The organism is Cupriavidus sp. 05L411, from assembly GCF_056398045.1.
Map to the genome: position 1 here is coordinate 65,906 of NZ_JBFTOQ010000005.1, position 23,192 is coordinate 89,097.

A 23,192-nucleotide genomic window follows, 5' to 3' on the forward strand; every position below is an offset into this window, starting at 1 on the left:
GGGACGCGGCGCGCATCTTCAGGGAATCAGTACGTCTCCAGGTGCAGCCGCCCGTCCTTCTTGAGCGCGGCGCCCACCGTGTCCCACGACAAACCCGCCTGCTGCGCCACGTCCCGCAAGGCCAGCACCACGCCCTCCTCCATGCTCTTCAGCCCGCAGACGTAGAAGCAGGTGTTCGGGTCCGCCAGCAGCGGCCCCAGGTCGGCCGCGCGCTCGCGCATCACGTCCTGCACATAGCGCTTGGGCTGCCCCGGGGTGCGCGAGAACGCGAAGTTGATATCGATGAAGTCCTTGGGCAGGCTCTGCAGCGGGCCGAAGTAAGGCAGCTCCTCCTGCGTGCGCGCGCCGAAGAACAGCATCAGCTTGCCGCCCTCGAACTTGCCGGACTTGCGCAGCCGCCGGCGCCATTCCGTCATCGCGCGCATCGGCGCGCTGCCGGTGCCCGTGCAGATCATCACGATATGGGAGCGCGGATGGTTGGGCATCAGGAAGCTCGCGCCAAATGGCCCGATCACTTCCACCTTGTCGCCCACCTGAAGATCACACATATAGTTCGATGCCACGCCGCGCACCGGGTTGCCTTGGTGGTCTTCCAGCACGCGCTTGATGGTGAGCGAGATATTGTTGTAGCCCGGCCGCTCGCCATTGCGCGGGCTGGCCAGCGAATACTGGCGCGCATGGTGCGGGCGGCCGCTGGCATCCACGCCCGGCGGCACGATGCCGATCGATTGGCCTTCCAGCACCGGAAACGGCGCGGTGCCGAAGTCCAGCACGATATGGTGCGTATCGTAGTCGCGCCCGACCTCGGTRACACGCGCATTGCCAACCACGGTGGCCGTGACAGAGCGGGCGGCGGCCTTGGCGCCGTAGAGGTTGGTATAGGCGTGTGCGGCCGACCACGGCGGCACGGTGGCGCCGTACTGGGCGCTGTTGAAACCGTCTTCGCCGGTGACGGCCGCCAGCGATGACGCCGGGGCGGACTCGAGAACCGGCTCGGCATCCGCCGCCACGCCTTGCGCGGCAAGCTGCTCGGAGGAGAGTTCGTCAGGCAACGTGTTCCAGCCAAACTGCTCCACGATGCCGTAGGCCTTGGCGCGCGGCATGGTGCGCCAGTTGTCGATCGAGCCGGTCGGGCATGGCGAGATGCAGGCCATGCAGCCGTTGCACTTGTCCGCATCGACCACATAGTTGCGCGCATCGTGGGTAATGGCCGCGACCGGGCAGGTGGCCTCGCAGGTATTGCAGCGGATGCAGATCTCGGGGTCGATCAGGTGCTGCCTGATGACCTGGATGTCGGACATGTCCATGGCGAACTCCGGGGGTGATGCGACCCCTGTGGCCGGGGCCTTTTGCCGCAGGAGCCCGCCGGGCCCCTGCCTTCTTGCGATTCTTGACTTTCGATTTCTGGCTTTCGACTCGCGACGCTCAGTTGAAGCGCACGTACTCGAAATCCACCGGCTGGCGGTTGATGCCCATTACCGGCGGCGCGATCCAGCCGGCAAACTTGCCGGGCTCGACCACGCGGCCCATCAGGCTGGCCACATAGGCGCGGTCGGTCTCGCTAGGCAGCCACTGGTCGACATTGGCTTTCCATTCCGCGTCCGAAATCACCCGGCCATCCGGCGAGATCTTCACGCCGGAGAGCGCGCCGATATTGCGGTGGAAGGCTTTGTGCGGGACCTTCAGGCGCAAAGGGATGCCAGCCTTGTCGATCACGCGGTTCCAGCGCTCCACGCCGGCCACGCTGTCCTTGATGTAGTCGTCTCGCAGCACTTCGTTGAGCGCGTTGAGCATCGGCACTTCCTTTTCGATCAGCTGGCCGCCGCTGGCCTGCAGGACCTTGTAGGTCTGGCCCTTGAGCACGTGGTCGTCGGCGCGCTTGCCTTCTTCGTAGCGGCCCTTCAGGCCGGTGCTGTAGAAGGTCGCGGCGTTGCTCGACTCATCCGCGCCGAACAGGTCGATGGTCACGCTGTAGTGGAAGTTCAGGTAGCGCTGGATGGTCGGCAGGTCGATCACGCCGGCGGCGCGCAAGCGGGCCGGGTCGTCGGTCTTGAGCTCGTTCATCACCTGGCAGGTGCGCTGGATCACACGCGAGACGCCGCTCTCGCCGACGAACATGTGGTGCGCTTCCTCGGTCAGCATGAACTTGGTGGTGCGGGCGAGCGGATCAAACGAGCTCTCGGCCAGCGCGCACAACTGGAACTTGCCGTCGCGGTCGGTGAAATAGGTGAACATGAAGAACGACAGCCAGTCCGGCGTCTGCTCGTTGAACGCCTGCAGGATGCGTGGGTTGTCTTGCTGGCCGCTGCGGCGCTCCAGCAGCGCTTCGCCTTCTTCGCGGCCGTCGCGGCCGAAGTACTTGTGCAGCAGGTAGACCATGGCCCACAGGTGGCGGCCTTCTTCCACGTTGACCTGGAACAGGTTGCGCAGGTCATACATGCTCGGCGCGGTCAGGCCGAGGTGGCGCTGCTGTTCCACCGATGCGGGCTCGGTATCGCCCTGCGTGACGATGATGCGGCGCAGGTTAGCGCGGTATTCGCCAGGCACGTCCTGCCAGGCGTCTTCACCCTTGTGGTCGCCAAAGTGGATCTTGCGGTTGGCCTCGGCGGGGTTCAGGAAAATGCCCCAGCGATAGTCCGGCATCTTCACGTGGCCAAAGTGCGCCCAGCCTTGCGGGTCGACGCTGATGGCGGTGCGCAGGTAGATATCGAAGTCCTGCGAGCCATCCGGCCCCATGTCGTTCCACCAGCTCAGGTAGTTGGGCTGCCATTGCTCGAGCGCGCGCTGCAGCGTGCGGTCTTCGCTGAGGTTGACGTTATTGGGGATCTTGTCGCTGTAGTTGATGCTGGACATCATGGTCTCCGGGCTGGCTATGCGTTGGATGCGGCGTGTTCGGGTTCGGGTTCAGCTACGGGTTCGGATTCGGGTGCGATATCAGCGATATCGGCGCTATCAGGTCAGACGCGGTTCCAGTCGAACGCGGCCTTGTCGCCCTTGCCGTAGACCTTGAGCGCGCCCTTCTCGCCCACCGCGTTGGGGCGCTGGAAGATCCAGTTCTGCCAGGCAGTGAGCCGCCCGAAGATGCGGGTGAACATGTTTTCCTGGCCATTGAAGCGCAGGTTGGCCTCCATGCCGGTGAGCGCGTCCGGCGACATGGCAGCGCGCTCTTCCAGCGCGATGCGCACTTCATCGGTCCAGTCGATGTCGTCGGGGTTGGCGGTCACCAGGCCCACCGCGAATGCGGCGTCGGCGTCCAGCGGCTGGCCGGCCTTGGCGCGCACCGCGTCCAGCGCCGGCTGCTCGTCGTAGAAGCGCCGTCCCAGGCGGCTCTGTCCGGTCACCATCGGGTACAGCCCGAAATTGGTCTCGGCCACGGTGATCCTGGGCGCGCGCGCCTCGTCGTCCGGCAGCGCCAGGTGGTAGCTGCGGTCGCACGCCAGCGCCAGCTCCAGGAAGGTGCCGGCAAAGCACGAGCCCGGCTCGATCAGCGCGAACAGGCTGCGCGAGGACACATCCAGGCGGGAGAAAGTGCGGCGCAGCAGGCCGATGGTTTCGCGCACCAGCCAGTGATCCTGGTTGGCGAGCAACGTGGCGTCCATCGCCAGCACGTTGGCGGCGTCGCCTTCGGTCTTGATCAGCCAGGTGCCGATATCCAGTTCGTTGGTACGCATCGACAGGATGGCATCTTCGAGTTCACGTGCCAGTTGCAGCGGGTACCAGGCGGCGCCGGCCTCGGCGATGGCGGCGACGCTCGTCGGCTGCGTGGCGGATGGGCCCTTCACGGTGAAGGTAGCCTTGCGGCCCGCGCGGTCGATCTCCACGGTGACGTGGGTGTAGCGCAGTGCGTCGGCCTCCAGCGTGCGCGCAAGCGGGGTCAGCGCCACGCCGCTGGCGTTGGCCGGGCGGTCGCTCTGCGCAGCCAGGGCCTGGGCGCGTTCCTGCACTTTTTGCGCAAAGACGGCGGGCTTGGCGATGTCGTCCACCAGGCGCCAGTCCTTGGCGCGCTGGCCGCGCACGCCTTCTGTGGTGGTGCAGAAGATATCCGCAAGGTCGTGGCGCACGTGGCGCTTGTCGGTCACGCGGGTCAGGCCGCCGGTGCCGGGCAGCACGCCCAGCAGCGGCACTTCGGGCAGGCTCACGGCGGAGGAACGGTCGTCGACGAGGATGATCTCGTCGCAGGCCAGCGCCAGCTCGTAGCCGCCGCCGGCGCAGGCGCCGTTGACCGCGGCGAGGAACTTCAGGCCGCTGTGCTTTGACGAATCCTCCAGCCCGTTGCGCGTCTCGTTGGTGAACTTGCAGAAGTTCACCTTCCAGGAATGGCTGGAGACGCCCAGCATGAAGATATTGGCACCGGAGCAGAACACCTTGTCCTTGCCGCTGGTGACCACCACGGTACGCACCTCGGGATGCTCGAAGCGGATGCGGTTGACCGCATCGTTGAGCTCGATGTCGACGCCGAGGTCGTAGCTGTTGAGCTTGAGCTTGTAGCCAGGACGCAGGCCAGCGTTCTCATCGATGTCTACCGCCAGCGTCGCTATGGGGCCGTCGAAGGTCAGCTTGAGGTGCTTGTACTGGGACGGATCAGTCTGGTATTCGACGCGGGGGGCGGTAGTCATGGCTGTGTCTCCTCAGCGATGAAGCACAATAGTGCATGGATTGGGTGTTGGTGAAAGAACTATAATTCATGCATCAAAACTCCGTCAAGCAATATTGTGCATATACACCAAGGAGTCAGAGCGGCAGTTGCAATGCGTAGCGCACGCGCTCGCGCAGCGCCAGGAAGGTGGGTTCCAGCGGCTCGGCGCTGGTGTCGACGCTGAACTCCGCCTTGGAATAGAAGGCCGCGCGGCCAGCCAGGATATGGCGCAGGTCTTCCATGGCCTCCTTGCTGGCGGCCATCGGGCGGAAGTCGCCCTGGGCGCGCACGCGGTTCATGTGATCTTCCGGGCTTGCCTGCAGCCACACCGTGGTGCAATGGGCCAGCAGCAGGTTGAAGGTGGCGGGATCGGACACAAGGCCGCCAGGCGTGGCGATCACCGCTTCGGGATAGATCTGGATGGCTTCCTCCAGCGCGCGCCGCTCATAGCGGCGGTAGGCGTTCATGCCATACAGGCCCTGGATTTCGGAGATGCTGCAGCCGGCGAACTTCTCGATCTCGCGGCTGAGCTCCACAAAGGGAAAGCCCAGGTCTTCCGCCAGCATGCCGCCCAGCGTGGACTTGCCGGCGCCGCGCAGCCCGATCAGCGCCACGCGCGGACTGCGCGCGGCGTTGCCGCCGCCGGTGCCGAGCATCTCGCCGACGGCAATGCGCACGCGGCGCAGCGTGCCTTCGTCACGGTGTTCCAGCAGTTCCCGGATCAGCAGCCATTCCGGCGATGAGGTGGACACATCGCCAAGCAATTCGGCCAGCGAGCAATGCAGCGCCGAGGCGATCTGCAGCAGCACCAGGATGGAAGCATTGCCACTGCCGTATTCCAGGTTGGCCAGGTGCCGCTCCGAAACCCCGGCAGCCAGCGCCGTGGCCTTGCGGGTCAGCCCCCGGCGCGAGCGGAGCTCACGCACGCGCTCGCCCAATGCGGCGAGAAAGGCGTTTTTCTCCACCCCGCCGGCTTCCGCGGCGCTACCGTTGCCTGGCGCGGCATCGGCGTCCTGCTCGTCGGCAGYCTCCCGCGTTAACCCGGGAACATGCAATATAGTGCTTGACATGATTTCTTGGTGGCTCTATGTTTCACACATGCACAATAATGCATGAAGCGCGGGTATGCAACCCGGCTGAGTCTAACGGAGCCCCTTCCATGTCCCCCACCGAATTGCGCGAGCAGATCGCGCGGCTCACGGCCCGCATTGCCGGCCGCCCACTCGATGCCGCCCTGGATACCTGGCTGAATGCCGAGCATGGCGTAGGCAGCACCACATACAGCGAACTCAAGGCGGCCTGCCAGGCCGGCGTGGCCGAGGGCTGGCTGTGCGACCGTGAGGGCGGCGGCATCCGCTATGGCCGCATCTTCAAGCCGGCCGAGGACCTGCACGGGTTCTCCGTCGACGTGGTCGACATGCAAGACATCGCCGGGCCGCATCACACGCACCCCAATGGCGAGATCGACCTGATCGTGCCAATTGACGCCGCCGCCGAGTTCGACTGCCGCCCCGCTGGCTGGCTGGTCTGCCCGCCGGGCAGCGCACACCGGCCCACCGTCAGCCACGGCCGCGCGCTCGTCCTTTACCTGCTGCCCGACGGCCGCATCGACTTCACCCGCTGAGATTTCCTTCATGACCGAACTGCTTTCCAACTATCTTGGCGGCCGCTGGCAAGCCGGCTCCGGTGCCGGCGCGACGCTGTCCGACCCTGTACTGGGCGATGCGCTGGTACGCGTGGATGCCACCGGGCTCGACCTTGCCGACGGCTTCGCCTTTGCGCGCGAGCAAGGCGGCGCCGCGTTGCGCGCCATGACCTACCGCGAGCGCGCCGCCATGCTGGCCGCCGTCGTCAAGATCCTGCAGGCCAACCGCGATGCCTATGACGAGATCGCCACCGCCAACAGCGGCACCGTGCGCAACGATTCCGCCGTGGATATCGATGGCGGCATCTTCACGCTTGGCACCTATGCCAAGCTCGGCGACGCGCTGGGAGAGCAGCGCTACCTGATCGACGGCGATGCCGCGCGGCTCGGCAAGGACCCGCTGTTCCAGTCGCAGCACGTACTGGTGCCCACGCGCGGCGTGGCGCTATTGATCAACGCCTTCAACTTCCCGAGCTGGGGCTTGTGGGAGAAGGCAGCGCCGGCACTGCTGGCGGGCGTGCCCGTGATCGTGAAGCCCGCGACGGCCACCGCCTGGCTGACCCAGCGCATGGTCAGGGACGTGGTGGAAGCTGGCGTGTTGCCGCCCGGCGCACTGTCGGTAGTGTGCGGCAGCGCGGCCGGATTGCTGGACCAGCTGCAGCCGTTCGATGTGGTCTCGTTCACCGGCTCGGCCCAGACCGCCGCGCTGATCCGCTCGCATGCGGCGGTGACGCAGCGCTCGGTGCGCGTCAATATCGAGGCCGACAGCGTCAACTCGGCCCTGCTGCTGCCCGGCGAAGCCGCCGGCAGCGAAGCGTTCGACCTGCTGGCCAGGGAAGCCGCGCGGGAGATGACGGTCAAGTCCGGGCAAAAATGCACGGCCATCCGCCGCATCTTCGTGCCCGAGGCGCTGTATGGCGCTGCCGCCGACGCCATCGGCGCGCGGCTGGCCAAGATCACAGTGGGCAATCCCCGCCATGAAGCGGTGCGCATGGGCGCGCTGGTCAGCCGGGCGCAACTCGCATCGGTGCGCGAAGGGCTGGGTTACTTGCAAGCGCAGGCCGAGGTGCTGCACGACGGCGCGACGCACGCGCTGATCGATGCCGATCCGGCCGTGGCCTGCTGCGTCGGGCCCACGCTGCTGGGTACGCGCGATGCGGACGCTGCCGATCGCGTGCACGACACCGAGGTGTTTGGCCCCGTGGCCACGCTGGTGCCCTACCGCGATAGCGCCCACGCACTGGCGCTCGTGCGCCGGGGCCAGGGCTCGCTGGTGGCATCGCTCTACGGCAGCGATGCCGATGCGCTGGCCAAAGCCGCCGTGGAACTGGCCGACAGCCATGGCCGCGTCCACGTGATCTCACCCGAAGTTGCCCAGCTGCATACCGGCCACGGCAACGTCATGCCGCAATCGCTGCACGGCGGCCCGGGCCGCGCAGGCGGTGGTGAAGAACTGGGCGGCTTGCGCGCGCTGAATTTCTATCACCGGCGCAGTGCCGTGCAGGCAAGCACCAGCGTGCTGGCGCAGCTTTAAAAGACCACCGGCACCGCCAGCACCGCCACGGCAGACCCACCAAAACATCGATCCATCGATCCATCGATAGGGGGAGACAAGCATGACAGCCGAACCACAAGTCCAGCCACCTGGCACGCCGTTCAACTTCGCCCAGCACCTGATCGCGTGCAACGCGCAGCGCCCCGGCAAGACCGCCTACATCGACGACCACGGCACGATGCGCTACGGCGAACTGGCCGAGCGCATCCGCCGTGTTGCCGCCGCGCTGCAGGCCAGCGGCATCCACCGCGAAGAACGCGTACTGCTGCTGATGCACGACGGCAACGACTGGCCGGTGTGCTTCCTCGGTGCGATGTATGCCGGCATCGTGCCGGTGGCGGTCAACACGCTGCTCACCGCCGATGACTACGCCTATATGCTGCAGCACAGCCGCGCGCAGGCCGTGCTGGTATCGGGCGCGCTGCTGCCCGTGCTGCAGCAGGCCATGGCCCAGGGCGGCCACGAAGCCGGGACCGTGATCGTCTCGCAGCCCGCCGGTCCGCTGCCCGATGGCATGATCGCCCTCGATGCGTGGATCGACCGCAACACGCCGCTAGCCGCGCCGGCCAGCACCGGCCCCGACGATCCCGGCTTCTGGCTCTATTCGTCAGGCTCCACCGGACGCCCCAAGGGCGTGCTGCACAGCCAGGGCAACCCGTACTGGACCGCGGAGCTCTATGCCAAGCCCGTGCTGTCACTGGGCGAGGCCGACATCTGCTTCTCGGCCGCCAAGCTCTACTTTGCCTATGGGCTCGGCAATGCCCTGACCTTCCCGCTGAGCGTGGGCGCCACCGTGGTGCTGATGGCCGAGCGGCCAACCCCCGAGGCCACGTTCAGGCGCTGGCTGGACTATCAGCCGACCGTGTTCTTCGGCGCGCCGACCGGCTACGCGGGCATGCTCGCCGCGCCCGGGCTGCCCACGCGCGAGCAGGTCTCGCTGCGCCTGTGCTCCTCCGCCGGCGAGGCCTTGCCCGCCGACCTGGGCGAACGTTTCACCACGCATTTCGGCTGCGAAATCATCGACGGCATCGGCTCGACCGAGATGCTGCATATCTTCCTGTCAAACCGCCCCGGGCAGGTTCGCTACGGCACCACGGGCTGGCCGGTACCGGGTTATGCGGTGGAACTGCGCGACGAAGACGGCCACGCCGTGCCCGACGGCGATGTGGGCGACCTCTATATCCAGGGGCCGAGCGCAGCGCTGATGTACTGGGGCAACCGGGAGAAATCACGCGAGACCTTTCGCGGCGGATGGACCAAGAGCGGCGACAAATACGCGCGCAACGCCGACGGCAGCTACAGCTACGCCGGGCGCAGCGACGACATGCTCAAGGTCAGCGGCATCTATGTCTCCCCGTTCGAGGTGGAAGCCACGCTGGCCCAGCACCCCGCGGTACTCGAAGCCGCGGTGATCGGCGTGCCCGACGACGCCGGCCTCACCAAGACCAAGGCCTTCGTGGTACTCAAACCCGGCGCGCAGGTCAGCGAGACGGAGCTGAAAGCCTTCGTCAAAGAACGGCTGGCGCCATACAAATACCCGCGCATCATCGAGTTCATGGACGCGCTGCCGAAGACAGCCACCGGCAAGATCCAGCGCTTCAGGCTACGCGAGATGGAAGGCGCGCCGGCCTGACAAGCAAAGCAGGAGCACGCCAGCGCCCAACGGCAAAAAGAAAGAGCAATGCGAAGCGAGCCCCCCAAGCGATGCGAAGCGAGCCGTGAAGGTGTACCTGGCCGTATGGGGCGCCTCGTCGGCAGGCAAAAAGAGCGGAAAAGAGGGGGCCATGTCTGAGCATCGCCTTAAGGCGATGTGAGTTTGGGTCCCGGCCGCTCTTTTCGCCGAAGCCCGAGGGGGTAGTCGCCCCATCCRGCGCGCCTTCTTTGCCTACTTTCTTGGCAAGACAAGAAAGTAGGTCGCCGCCCCGCAGGGGTGGTGAAACCGCCTTTGACTTTAAGCCTTTGCCTTTGACGTTTAGCAACCCCACCAAACAAAAACAAAACCCCAAAAGGAGACACCCCATGCCCCACATCGACATCCACAAACTAGCCGACGAAGCCCGCTTCAACCGCTTCCACGCCCAGATCCTCCTCTGGTGCGCCCTCATCATCATCTTCGACGGCTACGACCTCGCCGTGGTCGGCATCGCGCTGCCGTCGATCATGAGGGGCATGGGCGTGGACGCCACCAGCGCCGGCTTCATGGTCAGCGCCGCGCTGTTCGGCATGATGTTCGGCGCCATTTTCATGGGCACGGTGGCTGACCGTATCGGGCGGCGCCGCGCCATCGCCATCTGCATCCTGCTGTTCAGCGTCTTCACCGCGGCGGCCGGCTTCACCAGCGATCCCGTGACGTTCAGCGTGACACGCTTCCTGGCCGGCCTGGGCATCGGCGGCGTCATGCCGAACGTGGTGGCGCAGATGACCGAATACTCCCCGCGCAAGATTCGCGGGACCATGGTCACGCTGATGTTCAGCGGCTACTCGGTGGGCGGCATGCTGGCCGCGCTGCTGGGCAAAGGCATGATTGAAAGCTACGGGTGGCAATCGGTCTTCCTCGCCGCTGGCCTGCCGGCACTACTGATCCCGGTCATCCTGAAGTCCTTGCCGGAGTCGATGCCCTTCCTGCTCAAATCGGGCCAGATCGACGCGCTCAAGCACATCGCCTCGCGCCTGGAGCCAGGCTACCAGCCCCAGCCCGGCGACCAGTTCGCGCTGCCCGCCGGCGAGAAAGCGGGCGACGCGCCCATCGGCAAGCTGTTCCAGGATGGACGCGGCTTTTCCACGGTGATGTTCTGGGTAGCGTTCTTCATGTGCCTGTTCATGGTCTACGCGCTCAGCTCCTGGCTGGCCAAGATGATGGCCGGCGCAGGCTATAGCCTGGGCTCGGCGCTCACCTTCGTGCTGGTGCTGAACTTCGGCGCCATGATCGGCGCCATCGGCGGTGGCTGGCTGGCGGACCGTTTCAATATCAAGTACGTGCTGGTGGGCATGTACGCCCTGGCCGCGGTATCGATCACGCTGCTGGGCTACCCCGTGCCCACCGCGCTGCTGTTCGTGCTGGTGGCGCTGGCCGGCGCCTCGACCATCGGCACGCAGATCGTCACCTACGCCTATGTGGGGCAGTTCTATCCGATGGCGGTCCGCGCGACCGGCATCGGCTGGGCGTCGGGCATCGGGCGCAGCGGGGCCATCCTGGCGCCGATCGTGATCGGCGCGCTGGTGGGCATGTCGCTGCCGCTGCAGCAAAATTTCGTGGCCATCGCCATTCCGGCGGTGATTGCGATGATGGCGGTGTTGCTGATCGATCATCGGCGCTCGGCTTCGGCGCAGCATGCCGAGGGCAAGACGGGGCATGCAGCACCCATCGCGCTGGTGGCGGGGTCACACACAACATCGTAAAGGGGCGTGCGGCGCAGGCGCCGCCACGCATGCACTTACGGGTAAGATCGCGGTTCGCTCCGACCTGCCCGGTCGACGGGCGCATCCCGAAAGTTCATTCAAATCCACAAACGATGACCCCATTTCGCGGAAAGCTTCGGACGCGCCATCTGGAGATCATTCTCTCCGTCGCGGAACTTGGGAACCTGTCCAAGGCCGCCGAGCAATTGCACATGACGCAGTCCGGGCTCTCGCGGGCGGTTGCCGAGGTCGAGGAGATCGTTGCCGGGAAGCTGTTCGAGCGATCCGCGAAGGGCATGATGGCCACCGCGCTCGGAGCCGCGATGTGCCGCCATGCGGCCTTGCTCCTGAGCGACTTCCACAAGGCCGAGGCGGATCTGGGTGCCATCGCCAGGGGCGATCTCGGCAACATGATCCTGGGCTGCTTCTCGATGTTCAGCCGGTGGCCGCTGGCGGAGGCCATTCTCCAGTTCCGCCAGGCAAATCCGCGCGTGGAGATCACGGTGGAAGTCGGATCGCACGAGGCGCTGATCGAGAAACTGGATACGGGCGCTATCGACCTGCTCATCAGCCGCGCCCCGAGAAGCCAGAGCGCGGAAACCTACCGGACCGCCGCGCTGGTGCATGACGGCATCGTGCTTGCGTGCGCTCCGGATCATCCGCTGGCCAGGCAGGATGTCGATATCGCGACGTGCGTCCAGTACCCCTGGATCTCCGCGCCACCAGGAAGCATCCTTCGGGAAATGCTGGTGCATGAAATCCGGGAAGCCGGTCTCCCGGCGCCGGAAATCGTGGGCGCGCTCTCGCTGGAACTGGGGCGCGAACTGATGTCGCGCGGCCACTTCCTGTGGCAGCTCCCCGAAAGTGCCGCACGCTTCATGGCCGCGCGCGGCGAGGTTTGCATCCTCCCGCTGTCGTTCAACCTCAGTCTTGGTCCGCTATCGGCCATCTGGCGGCGCGACCGGACCAGCACGCGGCAGACGCGCAGCTTTATCCTCAGCCTGCGGCGCGTCGTCGAATCCTCCTGGGACGCCGGCAGCCACTGAGCCTGCGGCTTGCCCCATTCGCGGGCAATCACACACCCCTTCAAAGCCGTCCGCACCGCGCTGGCGTCACCGCGTGTTCCCGTGCCGTGGCCCGCGTCCGCCATGCTTATTCACCTGCCTCGAAGCACCGGCACAGGCCATGCGACCTACGCATGACGCTTCTCAATTTCGTCATGCCTTGCCGCGCCACCTTCGCTCTACCATCGGTATCGGTCACAGGCCAATGACATCGCCCACGCGGCAAGTCGTTGCCGGATATCAGAGAGATCGCCACCTTGTACTGCTGAGCGTGAGCGCTCCAACCGAAACCACAAAAGGAGGAAACAATGAGGACGAAAGGCTGCAGGTCTGCCATCACGGGAAGTGCATCTCCACGAATTCAGCTGCGCCGGCTTTGCCTGGCAAGCCTGGCGACAACCGCGCTGGGCATGGCGGCCAATGGATCGGCCGCGCAGCCCGACGGCGTCGCTCTCAGCGGCCTGGTAACGGCGGGCCCCACGGTGACGTCGAATGTCGGAGGGGCTTCCCGCTATGGCGTCGACTCCGGCCCGTACCGGCCCAACTACATCGCCATGAACGGTTCCGAGACGTTGTCGCCGGACATGGCGGCGTACTTCAGGCTGGCCGGCCGGTTCTTTGCGGATAACGGCCAGACGGTCGGGCAGCTCTTCAACACCAATGCAATCGTTGGCCTGCGCGGTTCGCTGGGCGACCTCGCCCTGGGATACACGCGGGACTTCATGTTCGATTTCCTGACGATCCCGGGCTTCAGCGGCTCGTGGTTCGGCGGCATCTGGGGCAGCCCGCAGGGGCCGTTCCTCAATTTTGGCGGCGTCTATAGCCCGGCTCGCGTGGGTTCGTTCGACGCCGACCGGACCAACGGCGAAGCGCTGGCCAACGCGGCCAAGTACACCAAGCAGTTCGGGCCGCTCAAGCTCGGCGCGATGTACGCCCTCGGCGAGCGCACCAGTTCGATCAACGACGGAAGCACCTATAGCCTCGGCGCACTCTACGAAACCCCGCGCTATGGCGCCGCCGTCGCCTATACGGATTTCAGGGACAGCAGCACGCCGACCAGCCGCGCGCACTTCCAGACGATGGGGCTGGGGGCAAAGTGGAACATCGGCGAGTCGACGATTGCCGGGTATTACACCCGCGTGAGAAACGCGCTCACCAATGGCGCGATCGACACGTTCGGCACGGGCTCGACAGTGCCTGTGGGCGATAGCTACACGATCAACCTTCACTACCAGTACATGAAGGGCAACGCGGCGCTGCAGGATCGCTACGCGCATCAGGTCCTGCTGAAACTGGACAAGGCGCTGTCGCTGAGAACCCATGTCTACCTGCAAGCCGCGTTCCAGAAGGCGGGGGGCACCGCGGACGCCAAGGCCTTTATCAACGGCGCTGCCGGCCCGTCGGACAGCAACAAGCAAGTACTGTCCGGGCTCTTTGTCGAGCACGCATTCTGAGCGGGACGAGCGACTACCATGAAGAATCCCCCATTGCGTGCCGATCCCCTGGACATCTCCGCGGTGATCGACAACATCCCGCCCAATCGACACCGCCGCCGCATCATCGCCATCTGCTTTGCCGTGGTTGCGCTCGAGGGCTTCGATGCGGCCATCATTGGATTCATTGCGCCGCAGATCGCTACGCACTTCAGCGCGAAGCCTGCCGAGATTTCCGCTGCCATCGCAGCGGGCATGTTCGGGCTGCTGCTCGGCTATGTGACCGCGGGAAGCGTTGCTGACACACGAGGACGAAAGCCTGTGCTTGTGGCCGGCACGCTCGCGTTTGCGCTAGCCACCCTCGCCTCTGCGTTCAGCGCGTCGCTATTCCAGCTGGTGGCATGGCGATGCCTGACCGGCGTGGGCGTCGGTGTGGCGATGCCCGCCGTTGCCGCACTGCTGGCGGAATTGCTGCCCGCCCGCCGGCGCGCATCGGCGCTCTCCGGCGTGTTCTGCGGATTCCTGTTCGGTTCTGCCGCGGCGGGCTTCCTGACGGGGCACCTGATCGATGGCATCGGCTGGCAGGGGCTGTTTCTCCTCGGAGGCATCGGGCCGCTGCTGCTCGTTCCCGCCATCCTTGCTCTCTTGCCCGAATCACCAGCATTCCTGGTGCAGATCGGGGCCGGTTCGGGCCGGGTATGCGCCGCTCTGGCCAAGCTGGGCGCGCCCCAGCCTGGCGCAGCGTTGTTCAAGGCCCCCGCGCAGCCGGCCGAGATCACCAAGGGCAGCGTGGCGCAGCTCTTCAGTACGCAGTACCGGTCAACCACGGTGCTGCTCTGGCTGCTGATGCTCCTGATACTGGGCAGCTTCTATGTCATCGCGAGCTGGCTCCCGACCTTGATCAAGAGTACCGGGGAAAGCGTTGCCATGGCTTCCAGAACGGCCTCCCTGTTCCAGTTTGGCGGCCTGGTCGGCGCGGTGGTCGGCGCCTTCGCCATCCGGCGCGTCGCGCCGTTGCGTTTCGTCGGGATCGCCTTGCTGATCGGTGCCGCCAGCCCGCTTCTGATCGCCGCGCCCGATGCCACGGCAGGGTACGCCATCGCCGTGTTCTGCTCGGGCTTCCTGATCAGCGGGCCCATCGTCGTGCTCAACGCCGTCGCGGTTGCAGCCTACCCCACGCAGATACGTTCCGTCGGCGCGGGCTCTGTCGGGCTATTGATCAAGTCCGGCGTGGGGCTGCCCGAGATCATCGCCGCTGTCAGCGCCGCGGTGCTGGTGTGCGCCGTGATCGTACCGTTCCTTATCCGCAAGTTGCGTGAACCTGGAGTCTGATCCAATGCCTGTCAAAGAGAAATCCGTTGTGGTGTCCTTGTCCATCGGCGCCATCCGTGGCGAGGCGTCCGATGGCGTCTTTGCATTTCGCGGGGTGCCTTATGGCGAGCGAGCCCATCCTGGGAGCCGGCTATCCGAAGTGATGCCACCGTCCGCATGGACCGGCGAACGCGATGCCACCGCGCTCGGCGCGGTCTTTCCGCAAGCCCCTTCGCGCCTGGCTACGGTCATGGGCAACGGCATCGACCGCAACCCGCAATCCGAAGACGCATTCCTCCTCAATGTGTGGGCGCCGCGGGATGCGGAGCGCCGGCCAGTGTTGGTGTTTATTCATGGTGGCGGTTTTCTCACCGGCGGTGGCACCGCTGCCTGGTATGACGGCGAACGCTTGGCCAGGGAAAGCGGGATGGTGGTGGCAACGGTCAACTACCGGCTTGGCGCGCTGGGCCATTTCACCGATGCCAGCGATGCGCGCGGCGCCAATCGCGCCGTTCGCGACCTGATTCGCGCCCTGGAGTGGGTGCAGGAGCATATCGGCCGGTTTGGCGGCGATCCGGCGCGCGTCACGGTGGGCGGCCAGTCGGCCGGGGCCTACTACGCCTGGTTGCTTGGCGTCAGCCCTGCATCGAAGGGGCTGCTCCATCGCAACGCCATGTTCAGCCTGCCAGCCCTGCCGCCACTGTCGCCGGACGACGCGTATCGCACGAGCCGCGCGTTGCTCGACGCCGCAGGCGCGCAAGACATCGGCGCGTTGTCGGTCAATGAGATCCTTGCCGCGCAGAGCCAGTTGATGCGCTCGCGCGCCAGTTTCGGTGAAGTCTCGGTCGGCTTCCGGCCGGTGGCAGAAGAAGGCCTTGTCCCCGACTGGCTCTTCGACCTGCCGCGCGCGGCCAGGCAAGCGCACGTGTCAGCGTCCCTGCTCGGCTTTACGGCTGACGAGAGTACCGCCTTCATGGCGGCGGCGCCCGAGGTGGTGGAAGCCTCGGCGCAGCAGGTCATGGCTTGGTTCGAGAACAAATTCGGGGCGGCCGCAATGGAACACTACGCGGCCTTTGCCGCCGCGCGCCCTGCCCACACGCCGTACACCCAGTTGGTCGATGCAAGCGGATACGGCCTGTTCGGTGCCGCGGCGCGCGAGATCTCCAGCGCTCTCGCCAGCGCGGCCAAACCGGTCTATCCGTACCGGTTCAGCGTGCAGAGCCGCGTGCCAAACCTCATGAGCCCGCATTGCCTGGAACTGCCCTTCCTGTTCGGGAACCGCGGCAACTGGCTTGATGCGCCCATGATTGCAAATATCCCTGAGGAGATATTCGAGAACGTGGGCGCCGCCTTCCGCCTGGCCATATCCAGCTTTGCCACGACGGGCAAGCCAGCCACGTTGCCTGGCGCTGCGTGGCAGCCCTTCGATGTCGCCGAGCCGGGCATCGCGGAGATCGAGGATGCCGGCCTCTCCTGGCAGCCGTGGCATCCTTTGCTTGCCACTTAGTGCCAGCCATGAGTAGCGATCCGTCCGAGAACCGGTGACAACCTCGTCTCCGGCCGGCAACACCCGCCCCGCTCTGTGTGGCGGCAGACATTCGCAGCCCTCTCCTGGTCCCAGACTCATCCCTGTACGTGACTGGCCCCTAGCACCGTACCTTCGCCCCGCCATGCCCTTTCCCAGGCAGGCGGGGCTCCTTTGCGCTCCGGCAGGAGAGTCGAGAGTCGTCAAGTCAAGCCACGGATGCCATCACCGGGCCAGCCGTGCCCCCGGCCACATCCGCACCACCAGGGCCCCGATGGCCGTCGCGGTCGACAACAGCGTCACCGCCATCCAGCCCCAGCGCGCCAGCAGCACGCTGCCCAGCGCGGCGCCGGCCGCCATCCCTACGAACATGCCGACAAACAGCACCGCATTGAGGCGGCTGCGGGCGCCAGGCTCGATGCCGTAGACGATGGTCTGGTGCGCGACCAGCGTCACTTGCACACCAAGGTCAAAGCCCAGCGCGCTGGCGCCAATCAGCCACAGCCGTGCGTGCGGTGCGAGCAGCGGCGAGAGCAGCATCCCGGCGAACGAGATCGCGGTCAGCGCGATGCCCAGGCGGGTGACGAGCTCCGGGCCCTTGCGGTCTGCCAGGCGGCCGGCCAGCGGTGCGGCGAGCGCGCCGGCGGCACCGGCCAGGCCGAATGCGCCGGCAGCCGCGCTGCCCAGGTGGAACGGCGCGCCGTGGAGCATCACGGCCAGGGTCGACCAGAATGCGCTGAAGCCAACCGACAGCAGCCCCTGCGACAGGGTCGCCCGGCGCAGCGCGCCGTGCTTCTGCCACAGCTTGCCGAGCGAGCCCAGCAGCGCGCTGTACGCAAGATGGGTGGTGGGCTTGAAGCGCGGCAGGCCGCGCGCGGCCACCACGCCGATCAGCGCAATGCTGGCCGCTGCGATCACGAACATGATGCGCCAGCCGAAGTGCTCGGCCACAAACCCGCTGAGCACGCGCGAGAGCAGGATGCCGAGCAGCAGCCCGGTCATCACGGTGCCGACGACCTTGCCCCGGTGCGACTCGGGCGCCAGCGTGGCGGCGGCCGGCACGATGTCTTGCGCCATCGTCGCGGCCAGCCCGATCGCCAGGCTGGTGGCCAGCAGCAGCCCGATGCCGGAGGCGGCGCCGCTGGCCAGCAGCGCGACGCTGAGCACGGCAGCCTTGGCCAGGATGATGCGCCGGCGGTCATAGCGGTCGCCCAGCGGGGCCAACAGCAGGATGCCCAGCGCATAACCGAGYTGCGTGAGCGTGGGCACCAGGCCGACCGCCGCATCGGACGCCCCGATGTCCGGGCCCAGCACGCCGAGCATGGGCTGGCTGTAGTACAGCGACRCCACCGCCAGGCCAGCGCCCGCGGCAAGCAGCAGGACCAGCCGTGCGGGCAGGCCGGTGGCAGGGGAATCCGCCGTGTGCGCTGTGCGCGCGGCAGCGGTGGTAGGTACGGCTTGAATGGAAGACATTGCGTTAACCCTCAGTTGGAAAACATGGCTGGAGTTTGCCGGTGGCCCATGGCACGTGGTAGTACTACACTTCGCACAATGGCTATACGCCAGACGCATGACCAACAGCCGCCATGCCGGAAACCATGAAAACCCAGCCCTCCGCCCCAGTCGCTCCAGTCGCACCAGTGGCTCCGGTCACCTCCTCCACGCCTTCCGCCGACCGCGTCGAGCTGATGCAGACCTTCGTGCGGATCGTCGAGGCCGGCAGCCTGTCGGCGGCGGCCGCGCAACTAGGCACCACCCAGCCCACCATCAGCCGCCGCCTGCAAAGCCTGGAGCGCTCGCTTGGCCTGCGCCTGCTGCAGCGCTCGACTCATGCGATGAAGCTCACCGAGGATGGCGAGCGCTGCTTTGGGCGCGCCAAGGAGCTGGTAGCGGGATGGGAGGCTTTCGAAGCGGACCTGCGCGGCGCCGGTGACGAGCCCGAAGGCACGCTGCGGGTCGTGGTGCCGCATGCCTTCGGGCAGCAGCAGCTGGTGGGGCCGCTGGCGGAGTTCCTGCGCCGTCACTCGCGAGTGACGGTGGAGTGGCTGTTGTATGACCGGACACCGGAGTTCATTGCCGACGGCATCGACTGCGCCATCCACGTTGGCGAGGTGAGCGACCCGTCGGTGGTGGCGATCCGGCTTGCCGAGGTGCCCCGCATTGTCGTTGCCGCGCCTGCCGTGCTGGATGGCTTGGCGATGCCCTCGCACCCGAACGAGCTAGCCATGCTGCCCTGGCTTTCCCTGCGCACCTTCTATCGCAACGAGGTGACGCTGACCCATGCGGTGACAGGCGAGAGCCAGCGGCTGACGTTCCGCCCGCGCATGGGCACCGACAGCCTGTATGCGTTGCGCAGCGCGGCAGCGCTGGGACTGGGCGTGGCCGTGGCGTCGGCCTGGCTGATGGCCGAGGATATTGCACAGGGGCGGCTGCTGCACCTGGTGCCCGAGTGGCAGGCATCCTCGCTGCCGATGTACCTGATCTATCCCTATGCGAGCTTTTATCCCGCCAAGCTGCGCCGCTTTGTGGAGACGATGCGGCAATGCGTGCCGGCGACCATGGCAGGCTGAATCCTGGCGGAGCGCAAGCTGCCGCCGGGCGGCAGGCTCAAGATCGAGGTGCTCGGCATCGACCTGCCGGGCCGCTTCGCGCGATAGCCAAAGCCCAGAGCCCGGAGCCACCCCGGCCCCGTCAGATCTCGTCCGGTACCCGGTCCAGGTCCTTCATCCACACCACGGACTCCGAATCGCTCGGTGCCCGCCAGTCTCCGCGCGGCGACAGCGAGCCACCCGACCCCACCTTGGGCCCGTTGGGCACGCACGAGCGCTTGAACTGGCTGGTCCGGAAAAAACGGTCGAGGAAGATGCGCAGATTGCGCTTGATGTCGGCCACCTTGTACACATTGCGCACCACGTCCAGCCCGTCAGGCCAGTTGCCCTTGTCGCGCTCGCCCCATGCGCTCAGGGCAAGAAAGGCGATCTTGGTCGGCGTGAAGCCGAACCGCAGCGTGTAGTACAGGTTGAAATCCTGCAGCTCATACGGACCGATGAAATTTTCGGTCTTTTGCTGGGGCGCGTCGGCGGAGTCTCCCGGCACCAGTTCCGGGCTGATCTCCGTGCCAAGCACGTCGAGCAGCACGTCCGAGCCGGCATTGCCGATCTGCCCGGTCTCCGCCACCCAGCGGACCAGGTGCGAGATCAGCGTCTTGGGCACGCTGCCGTTCACGTTGTAATGCGACATGTGGTCGCCCACGCCATACGTGCACCAGCCCAGGGCCAGCTCGCTCAGGTCGCCGGTGCCGATCACGATGGCATGGCTGTGATTGGCGAAGCGGAACAGATGGTTGGTGCGCTCGCCCGCCTGTACGTTCTCGAACGTGACGTCGTACACAGGCTTGCCGGATGCATAGGGGTGCTCGAGGTCCTTGAGCATTTCGACGCAGCTTGGCCGGATGTCGATCTCCTTGGCCACGCAGCCCACCACCTCCATCAGCTTGCGCGCCTGGAGCAGCGTGCGCTCGCTGGTGGCAAAGCCTGGCATGGTGATGCCGATGATGTTGGTGCGCGGCAGCTTCAGCCGATCCATGGCCTTGGCGCACACCAGCAGCGCGTGCGTGGAATCCAGCCCGCCGGAGACGCCGATCACCACCTTGGAGATGCCGCTGGACGACAGCCGCTGGACCAGCGCCTGCACCTGGATGTTGTAGACCTCGCTGCAGCGCTCGTCGCGCCGCCGGGCGTCGGACGGCACGTAGGGGAACCGCTCCACCGTCCTGCGCAGCGGCAATGGCTTGTCCAGCGCCAGGTTCATGGCGAAGGGGATCACCTTGAACTTCGCCACCTCCGCGCCGTGGCGCCGCACCGAGTGGCCGAACGTGGTCTGGTGCATGCGCTCGCGCGACAGGCGCTCGAGGTCGACATCCGCAAAGGTCAGGTGCGAGCTGTCCGCAAAGCGCTCGGACTCCGCCAGCAGCTCGCCGTTCTCGTAGATCAGCGCCTGCCCGTCCCACGCCAGGTCGGTGGACGACTCGCCCTTGCCCGCCGAGCTGTACAGGTACGCCGCCAGGCAGCGCGCCGACTGCTGGCTGACCAGCTGATGCCGGTAGCCGGCCTTGCCGACCACGATGTTGGAGGCCGACAGGTTCACCAGCACGGTCGCGCCCGCCAGCGCCGCGAACGACGACGGCGGAATCGGCACCCACACGTCCTCGCAGATCTCCACATGGAAGCGCAAGAACGGCACGTCTTGCGCCTCGAACAGCAGGCCGGCGCCAAAGGGCACCTTGCTGCCGCAAAGCGGCACCTCGGTGGCTACCGCGCTATCGGCCGAACTGAACTGGCGCGCCTCGTAGAACTCCCCGTAGTTCGGCAGGTAAGTCTTGGGGACCACGCCAAGGATGCGCCCGCCGGCTACCACTGCCGCGCAGTTGAACAGTTGATGCTCGACCCGCAGCGGCAGCCCCACCACCAGCGTCGCGGCAATCGACTTCGACGCGTCGACGATGGCGGCAAGGGCCGCCTCGCAGGCGTCAAGCAAGGCGCGCTGATGGAACAGGTCGTCGCAGGTATAGGCGGACAAGCCCAGCTCCGGAAAGGCCACCAGCGCCGCCCCCTGGCTGGCGGCATCCCTGGCCAGCGCGATCGTTTCGGCGGCATTGAAGGCCGGATCGGCCACGCGGCACACCGGCACGCCCACGGCCACGCGGGCAAAGCCATGGGCGTAGATGTTGAGGAACGGGTTCTTCGTGTCAGTCATGTCAATCATCCTTGCACTGCGCGGTGCAGCGCTTGCGGCGCAAGCCGGGCGGGAAAGTAGGTTGTGCGGTATATGGCGCAATTCTACGACGCGCGCGGGAGGACGTCCCGAAGCAACGAGGCGTTGGCGCGCCACAGTGGTGCGCGTAGTTGCTGGAGAACAGCACGACGCAAACCCCAAGGACCGGCAAACTGCGCCTGGAAGGCATGATGTCCTTCATGCCTCGGCGCCTGCCGTGCGCGCTAAGGCGGGGACACGAAATGCCGGACCCTGGGCGCCGCCGGGCCCAGGTGCAGCGCATGAACGCGGGCCTGGATCGCCTTGTCGTTCACACTGAAGCGTTCATGCTGGCGCAGATGCTCCAGCCACGACTCGATGACAAACGTCTCCACATAGCGCCCCGGCTCGTCCATGTCCTCGAACAGGTTCCATGACAGCGCCCCGCCCCGCCGACGCACGCGCCGCATCTCGCGGGCCGCGGCATGGAACGCAGCGGCATTGGCCTTGTCGACGTAGTACTCGACGCTGATCATCACGGGGCCGCGGTCGCCCGCGGCCTCGTCAAGCACCGGCGCGCCCGCAAGATGCGGCGACGGGGTGAGATCGAGGTCGGGAGAATCGGCCAGCCGCCAGCGCATGGCCAGCGCGGCGGCAAGCAACATGCCCACGCCGGCCACCTGCAGGGCCGGCGCGGTGCCCTCTAGCGAGGCAACCTGTCCCCATACCGCGCTGCCGGCCGCCATCGAACCAAAGAACACCAGCAGGTAGACCGCCAGCGCCCGCGCCTTGACCCACCCGGCGGCACTGCGCTGCGCACCGCCATTGAGCACGGACAGCACGACAATCCAGGCCAGGCCCGCGAACAGCAGCACAAAGGCGATCAGAGTGAAGCTCCTGATGCGCGACATGGCGAACAACGCCAGCGCAAAGATCACGCTGGCGCCCAGCACCAGCCGGTCGGGCGAGAGGATCTTGCGCAGGCGCGGCAGCATCAGCGCGCCGCCGATCGCACCGGCGCCCACGCATGCCAGCAACAGCCCATAGCCGCCGGGACCCACCGCCAGCTCCTTGCGCGCTACCAGCGGCAACAGCGCCCAACCGGCGCTGCCGAAGGCAAAGAACGCCACTGCGCGAACCAGCACCACCTGCAGCACTGGTGCCGCCTGCACGTAGCGCAGGCCCGCCCGCACGGCCGGGAAGAAATGCTCGGGCGGCAAGCGCCGTGTGGCCTGCGCGGGCTGCCATTGGTAGATCACCCACAGCACGCCCACCACCGACACCGCATTCAGGAGGAACACGGCAGGTGGGCCAAACAGGGTCAGCACGACGCCGCCCAGGGCGGGCCCGATCGCCCGGCTGATATTCACCCCCAGCGAGTTGAGCGCCACCGCCGACTGCAGCTCCGCCTTGGGCACCAGGTCCGGCACGATGGCCTGGAATGGCGGCGCGCTCATCGCCGCGCCGGTGCCTAGCAGGAAAGTGGCGGCCAGCAAGACCGCAGGCGTTACCAGCCCGGCCAGCGCCAGCAGGCCCAGCGCCGTCGCCACCATCAGCATCCAGGCCTGGGCAAACAGCAGGTATCTGCGCCGGTCCACGATATCGGCCAGCACGCCGGACGGCAGGGCAAACAGGAACATCGGCAGCGTGGTGGCGGCCTGCACCAGCGCCACCATCAGCGGCGACGGGCTGACCGAGGTCATCATCCAGCCGGCGCCCACATCATGCATCCAGGTGCCGATATTGGAGACCAGCGTGGCTAGCCAGACGGCCCGGAACACCTTGTTGCGCAAGGGGCTCCACGGCCCGCTCGCAGGCGCTGCCAGCGCGGCGCCGGGGAGTTCCTGACTCATCTCAACTCCAGCTCCAGTG

16 protein-coding genes are annotated in these 23,192 nt (G+C 66.5%); 9 read left to right on the forward strand and 7 right to left on the reverse strand.

What is annotated here, in order from left to right; genetic code table 11:
- Positions 1–26: 26 nt before the first annotated feature.
- The 4 genes from boxA to AC1DQR_RS07305 all read right to left on the reverse strand — a co-directional run bounded on the left by boxA (position 27) and on the right by AC1DQR_RS07305 (position 5,706).
- The gene (boxA, locus tag AC1DQR_RS07290; RefSeq protein ID WP_477132800.1) at positions 27–1,307 is read right to left on the reverse strand and encodes a benzoyl-CoA 2,3-epoxidase subunit BoxA; all 1,281 of its coding nucleotides are present in this window, start codon (positions 1,305–1,307) and stop codon (positions 27–29) included.
- 118 nt (positions 1,308–1,425) lie between these two features.
- Positions 1,426–2,853, reverse strand: a complete 1,428-nt coding sequence (boxB, locus tag AC1DQR_RS07295; protein ID WP_174424313.1) for a benzoyl-CoA 2,3-epoxidase subunit BoxB — start codon at positions 2,851–2,853, stop codon at positions 1,426–1,428.
- A gap of 104 nt (positions 2,854–2,957) precedes the next feature.
- The gene (boxC, locus tag AC1DQR_RS07300) at positions 2,958–4,616 is read right to left on the reverse strand and encodes a 2,3-epoxybenzoyl-CoA dihydrolase (protein ID WP_416051632.1); all 1,659 of its coding nucleotides are present in this window, start codon (positions 4,614–4,616) and stop codon (positions 2,958–2,960) included.
- A 115-nt stretch (positions 4,617–4,731) separates the two neighbouring features.
- Positions 4,732–5,706: a helix-turn-helix transcriptional regulator gene (locus tag AC1DQR_RS07305; protein WP_477132801.1), complete on the reverse strand. Its 975-nt coding sequence runs from the start codon at positions 5,704–5,706 to the stop codon at positions 4,732–4,734.
- An 89-nt stretch (positions 5,707–5,795) separates the two neighbouring features.
- Between AC1DQR_RS07305 and AC1DQR_RS07310 the strand changes: the two genes are divergently transcribed.
- The 8 genes from AC1DQR_RS07310 (at position 5,796) to AC1DQR_RS07345 (ending at position 16,550) form a co-directional block, all read left to right on the forward strand.
- On the forward strand, positions 5,796–6,260 hold the full coding sequence (locus AC1DQR_RS07310; RefSeq protein ID WP_477132802.1) for a DUF4863 family protein: 465 nt from the start codon (positions 5,796–5,798) through the stop codon (positions 6,258–6,260).
- 10 nt (positions 6,261–6,270) lie between these two features.
- Positions 6,271–7,815, forward strand: a complete 1,545-nt coding sequence (locus AC1DQR_RS07315; RefSeq protein WP_477132803.1) for a 3,4-dehydroadipyl-CoA semialdehyde dehydrogenase — start codon at positions 6,271–6,273, stop codon at positions 7,813–7,815.
- Positions 7,816–7,897: 82 nt separating this feature from the next.
- Positions 7,898–9,469, forward strand: coding sequence for a benzoate-CoA ligase family protein (locus AC1DQR_RS07320; RefSeq protein ID WP_416051628.1), 1,572 nt, complete (start codon positions 7,898–7,900; stop codon positions 9,467–9,469).
- Positions 9,470–9,855: 386 nt separating this feature from the next.
- Complete coding sequence (locus AC1DQR_RS07325) at positions 9,856–11,235, forward strand: MFS transporter (RefSeq protein ID WP_416051627.1); 1,380 nt, start codon at positions 9,856–9,858, stop codon at positions 11,233–11,235.
- A 29-nt stretch (positions 11,236–11,264) separates the two neighbouring features.
- Positions 11,265–12,281 carry a LysR family transcriptional regulator gene (locus tag AC1DQR_RS07330; protein ID WP_477132804.1) on the forward strand — a complete coding sequence of 339 codons (1,017 nt, stop codon included), beginning with the start codon at positions 11,265–11,267 and terminating at the stop codon, positions 12,279–12,281.
- Positions 12,282–12,607: 326 nt separating this feature from the next.
- Positions 12,608–13,753 carry a porin gene (locus AC1DQR_RS07335; protein ID WP_477132805.1) on the forward strand — a complete coding sequence of 382 codons (1,146 nt, stop codon included), beginning with the start codon at positions 12,608–12,610 and terminating at the stop codon, positions 13,751–13,753.
- Between the two features lie 18 nt (positions 13,754–13,771).
- Complete coding sequence (locus AC1DQR_RS07340; RefSeq protein WP_477132806.1) at positions 13,772–15,064, forward strand: MFS transporter; 1,293 nt, start codon at positions 13,772–13,774, stop codon at positions 15,062–15,064.
- 4 nt (positions 15,065–15,068) lie between these two features.
- The gene (locus tag AC1DQR_RS07345; RefSeq protein WP_416051623.1) at positions 15,069–16,550 is read left to right on the forward strand and encodes a carboxylesterase family protein; all 1,482 of its coding nucleotides are present in this window, start codon (positions 15,069–15,071) and stop codon (positions 16,548–16,550) included.
- 243 nt (positions 16,551–16,793) lie between these two features.
- Here the strand turns inward: AC1DQR_RS07345 and AC1DQR_RS07350 are convergent, their stop codons facing one another.
- Positions 16,794–18,041, reverse strand: coding sequence for an MFS transporter (locus AC1DQR_RS07350; RefSeq protein WP_477132807.1), 1,248 nt, complete (start codon positions 18,039–18,041; stop codon positions 16,794–16,796).
- 215 nt (positions 18,042–18,256) lie between these two features.
- Here AC1DQR_RS07350 and AC1DQR_RS07355 point away from each other — a divergent pair, with 215 nt between their 5' ends.
- On the forward strand, positions 18,257–19,138 hold the full coding sequence (locus tag AC1DQR_RS07355; protein WP_416053359.1) for a LysR family transcriptional regulator: 882 nt from the start codon (positions 18,257–18,259) through the stop codon (positions 19,136–19,138).
- 121 nt (positions 19,139–19,259) lie between these two features.
- On the opposite strand, the gene AC1DQR_RS07360 is transcribed toward AC1DQR_RS07355, so the two are convergent.
- Together AC1DQR_RS07360 and AC1DQR_RS07365 are read right to left on the reverse strand one after the other, a co-directional pair.
- On the reverse strand, positions 19,260–21,323 hold the full coding sequence (locus AC1DQR_RS07360) for an NAD(+) synthase (protein WP_477132808.1): 2,064 nt from the start codon (positions 21,321–21,323) through the stop codon (positions 19,260–19,262).
- Positions 21,324–21,565: 242 nt separating this feature from the next.
- Positions 21,566–23,173 (reverse strand): MFS transporter, encoded by a 1,608-nt coding sequence (locus tag AC1DQR_RS07365; RefSeq protein ID WP_416051620.1) that lies wholly within the window; start codon positions 23,171–23,173, stop codon positions 21,566–21,568.
- Between the last annotated feature and the right edge of the window lie 19 nt (positions 23,174–23,192).

Bases quoted from the DNA above. Each gene is read 5' to 3' on its own strand.
- boxB (WP_174424313.1), bottom strand. From the start codon at position 2,853: ATGTCCAGCATCAACTACAGCGACAAGATCCCCAATAACGTCAACCTC.
- boxC (WP_416051632.1), bottom strand. From the start codon at position 4,616: ATGACTACCGCCCCCCGCGTCGAATACCAGACTGATCCGTCCCAGTAC.
- AC1DQR_RS07310 (WP_477132802.1), top strand. From the start codon at position 5,796: ATGTCCCCCACCGAATTGCGCGAGCAGATCGCGCGGCTCACGGCCCGC.
- AC1DQR_RS07315 (WP_477132803.1), top strand. From the start codon at position 6,271: ATGACCGAACTGCTTTCCAACTATCTTGGCGGCCGCTGGCAAGCCGGC.
- AC1DQR_RS07320 (WP_416051628.1), top strand. From the start codon at position 7,898: ATGACAGCCGAACCACAAGTCCAGCCACCTGGCACGCCGTTCAACTTC.
- AC1DQR_RS07325 (WP_416051627.1), top strand. From the start codon at position 9,856: ATGCCCCACATCGACATCCACAAACTAGCCGACGAAGCCCGCTTCAAC.
- AC1DQR_RS07330 (WP_477132804.1), top strand. From the start codon at position 11,265: ATGCACTTACGGGTAAGATCGCGGTTCGCTCCGACCTGCCCGGTCGAC.
- AC1DQR_RS07335 (WP_477132805.1), top strand. From the start codon at position 12,608: ATGAGGACGAAAGGCTGCAGGTCTGCCATCACGGGAAGTGCATCTCCA.
- AC1DQR_RS07340 (WP_477132806.1), top strand. From the start codon at position 13,772: ATGAAGAATCCCCCATTGCGTGCCGATCCCCTGGACATCTCCGCGGTG.
- AC1DQR_RS07345 (WP_416051623.1), top strand. From the start codon at position 15,069: ATGCCTGTCAAAGAGAAATCCGTTGTGGTGTCCTTGTCCATCGGCGCC.
- AC1DQR_RS07355 (WP_416053359.1), top strand. From the start codon at position 18,257: ATGCAGACCTTCGTGCGGATCGTCGAGGCCGGCAGCCTGTCGGCGGCG.
- AC1DQR_RS07360 (WP_477132808.1), bottom strand. From the start codon at position 21,323: ATGACTGACACGAAGAACCCGTTCCTCAACATCTACGCCCATGGCTTT.
- AC1DQR_RS07365 (WP_416051620.1), bottom strand. From the start codon at position 23,173: ATGAGTCAGGAACTCCCCGGCGCCGCGCTGGCAGCGCCTGCGAGCGGG.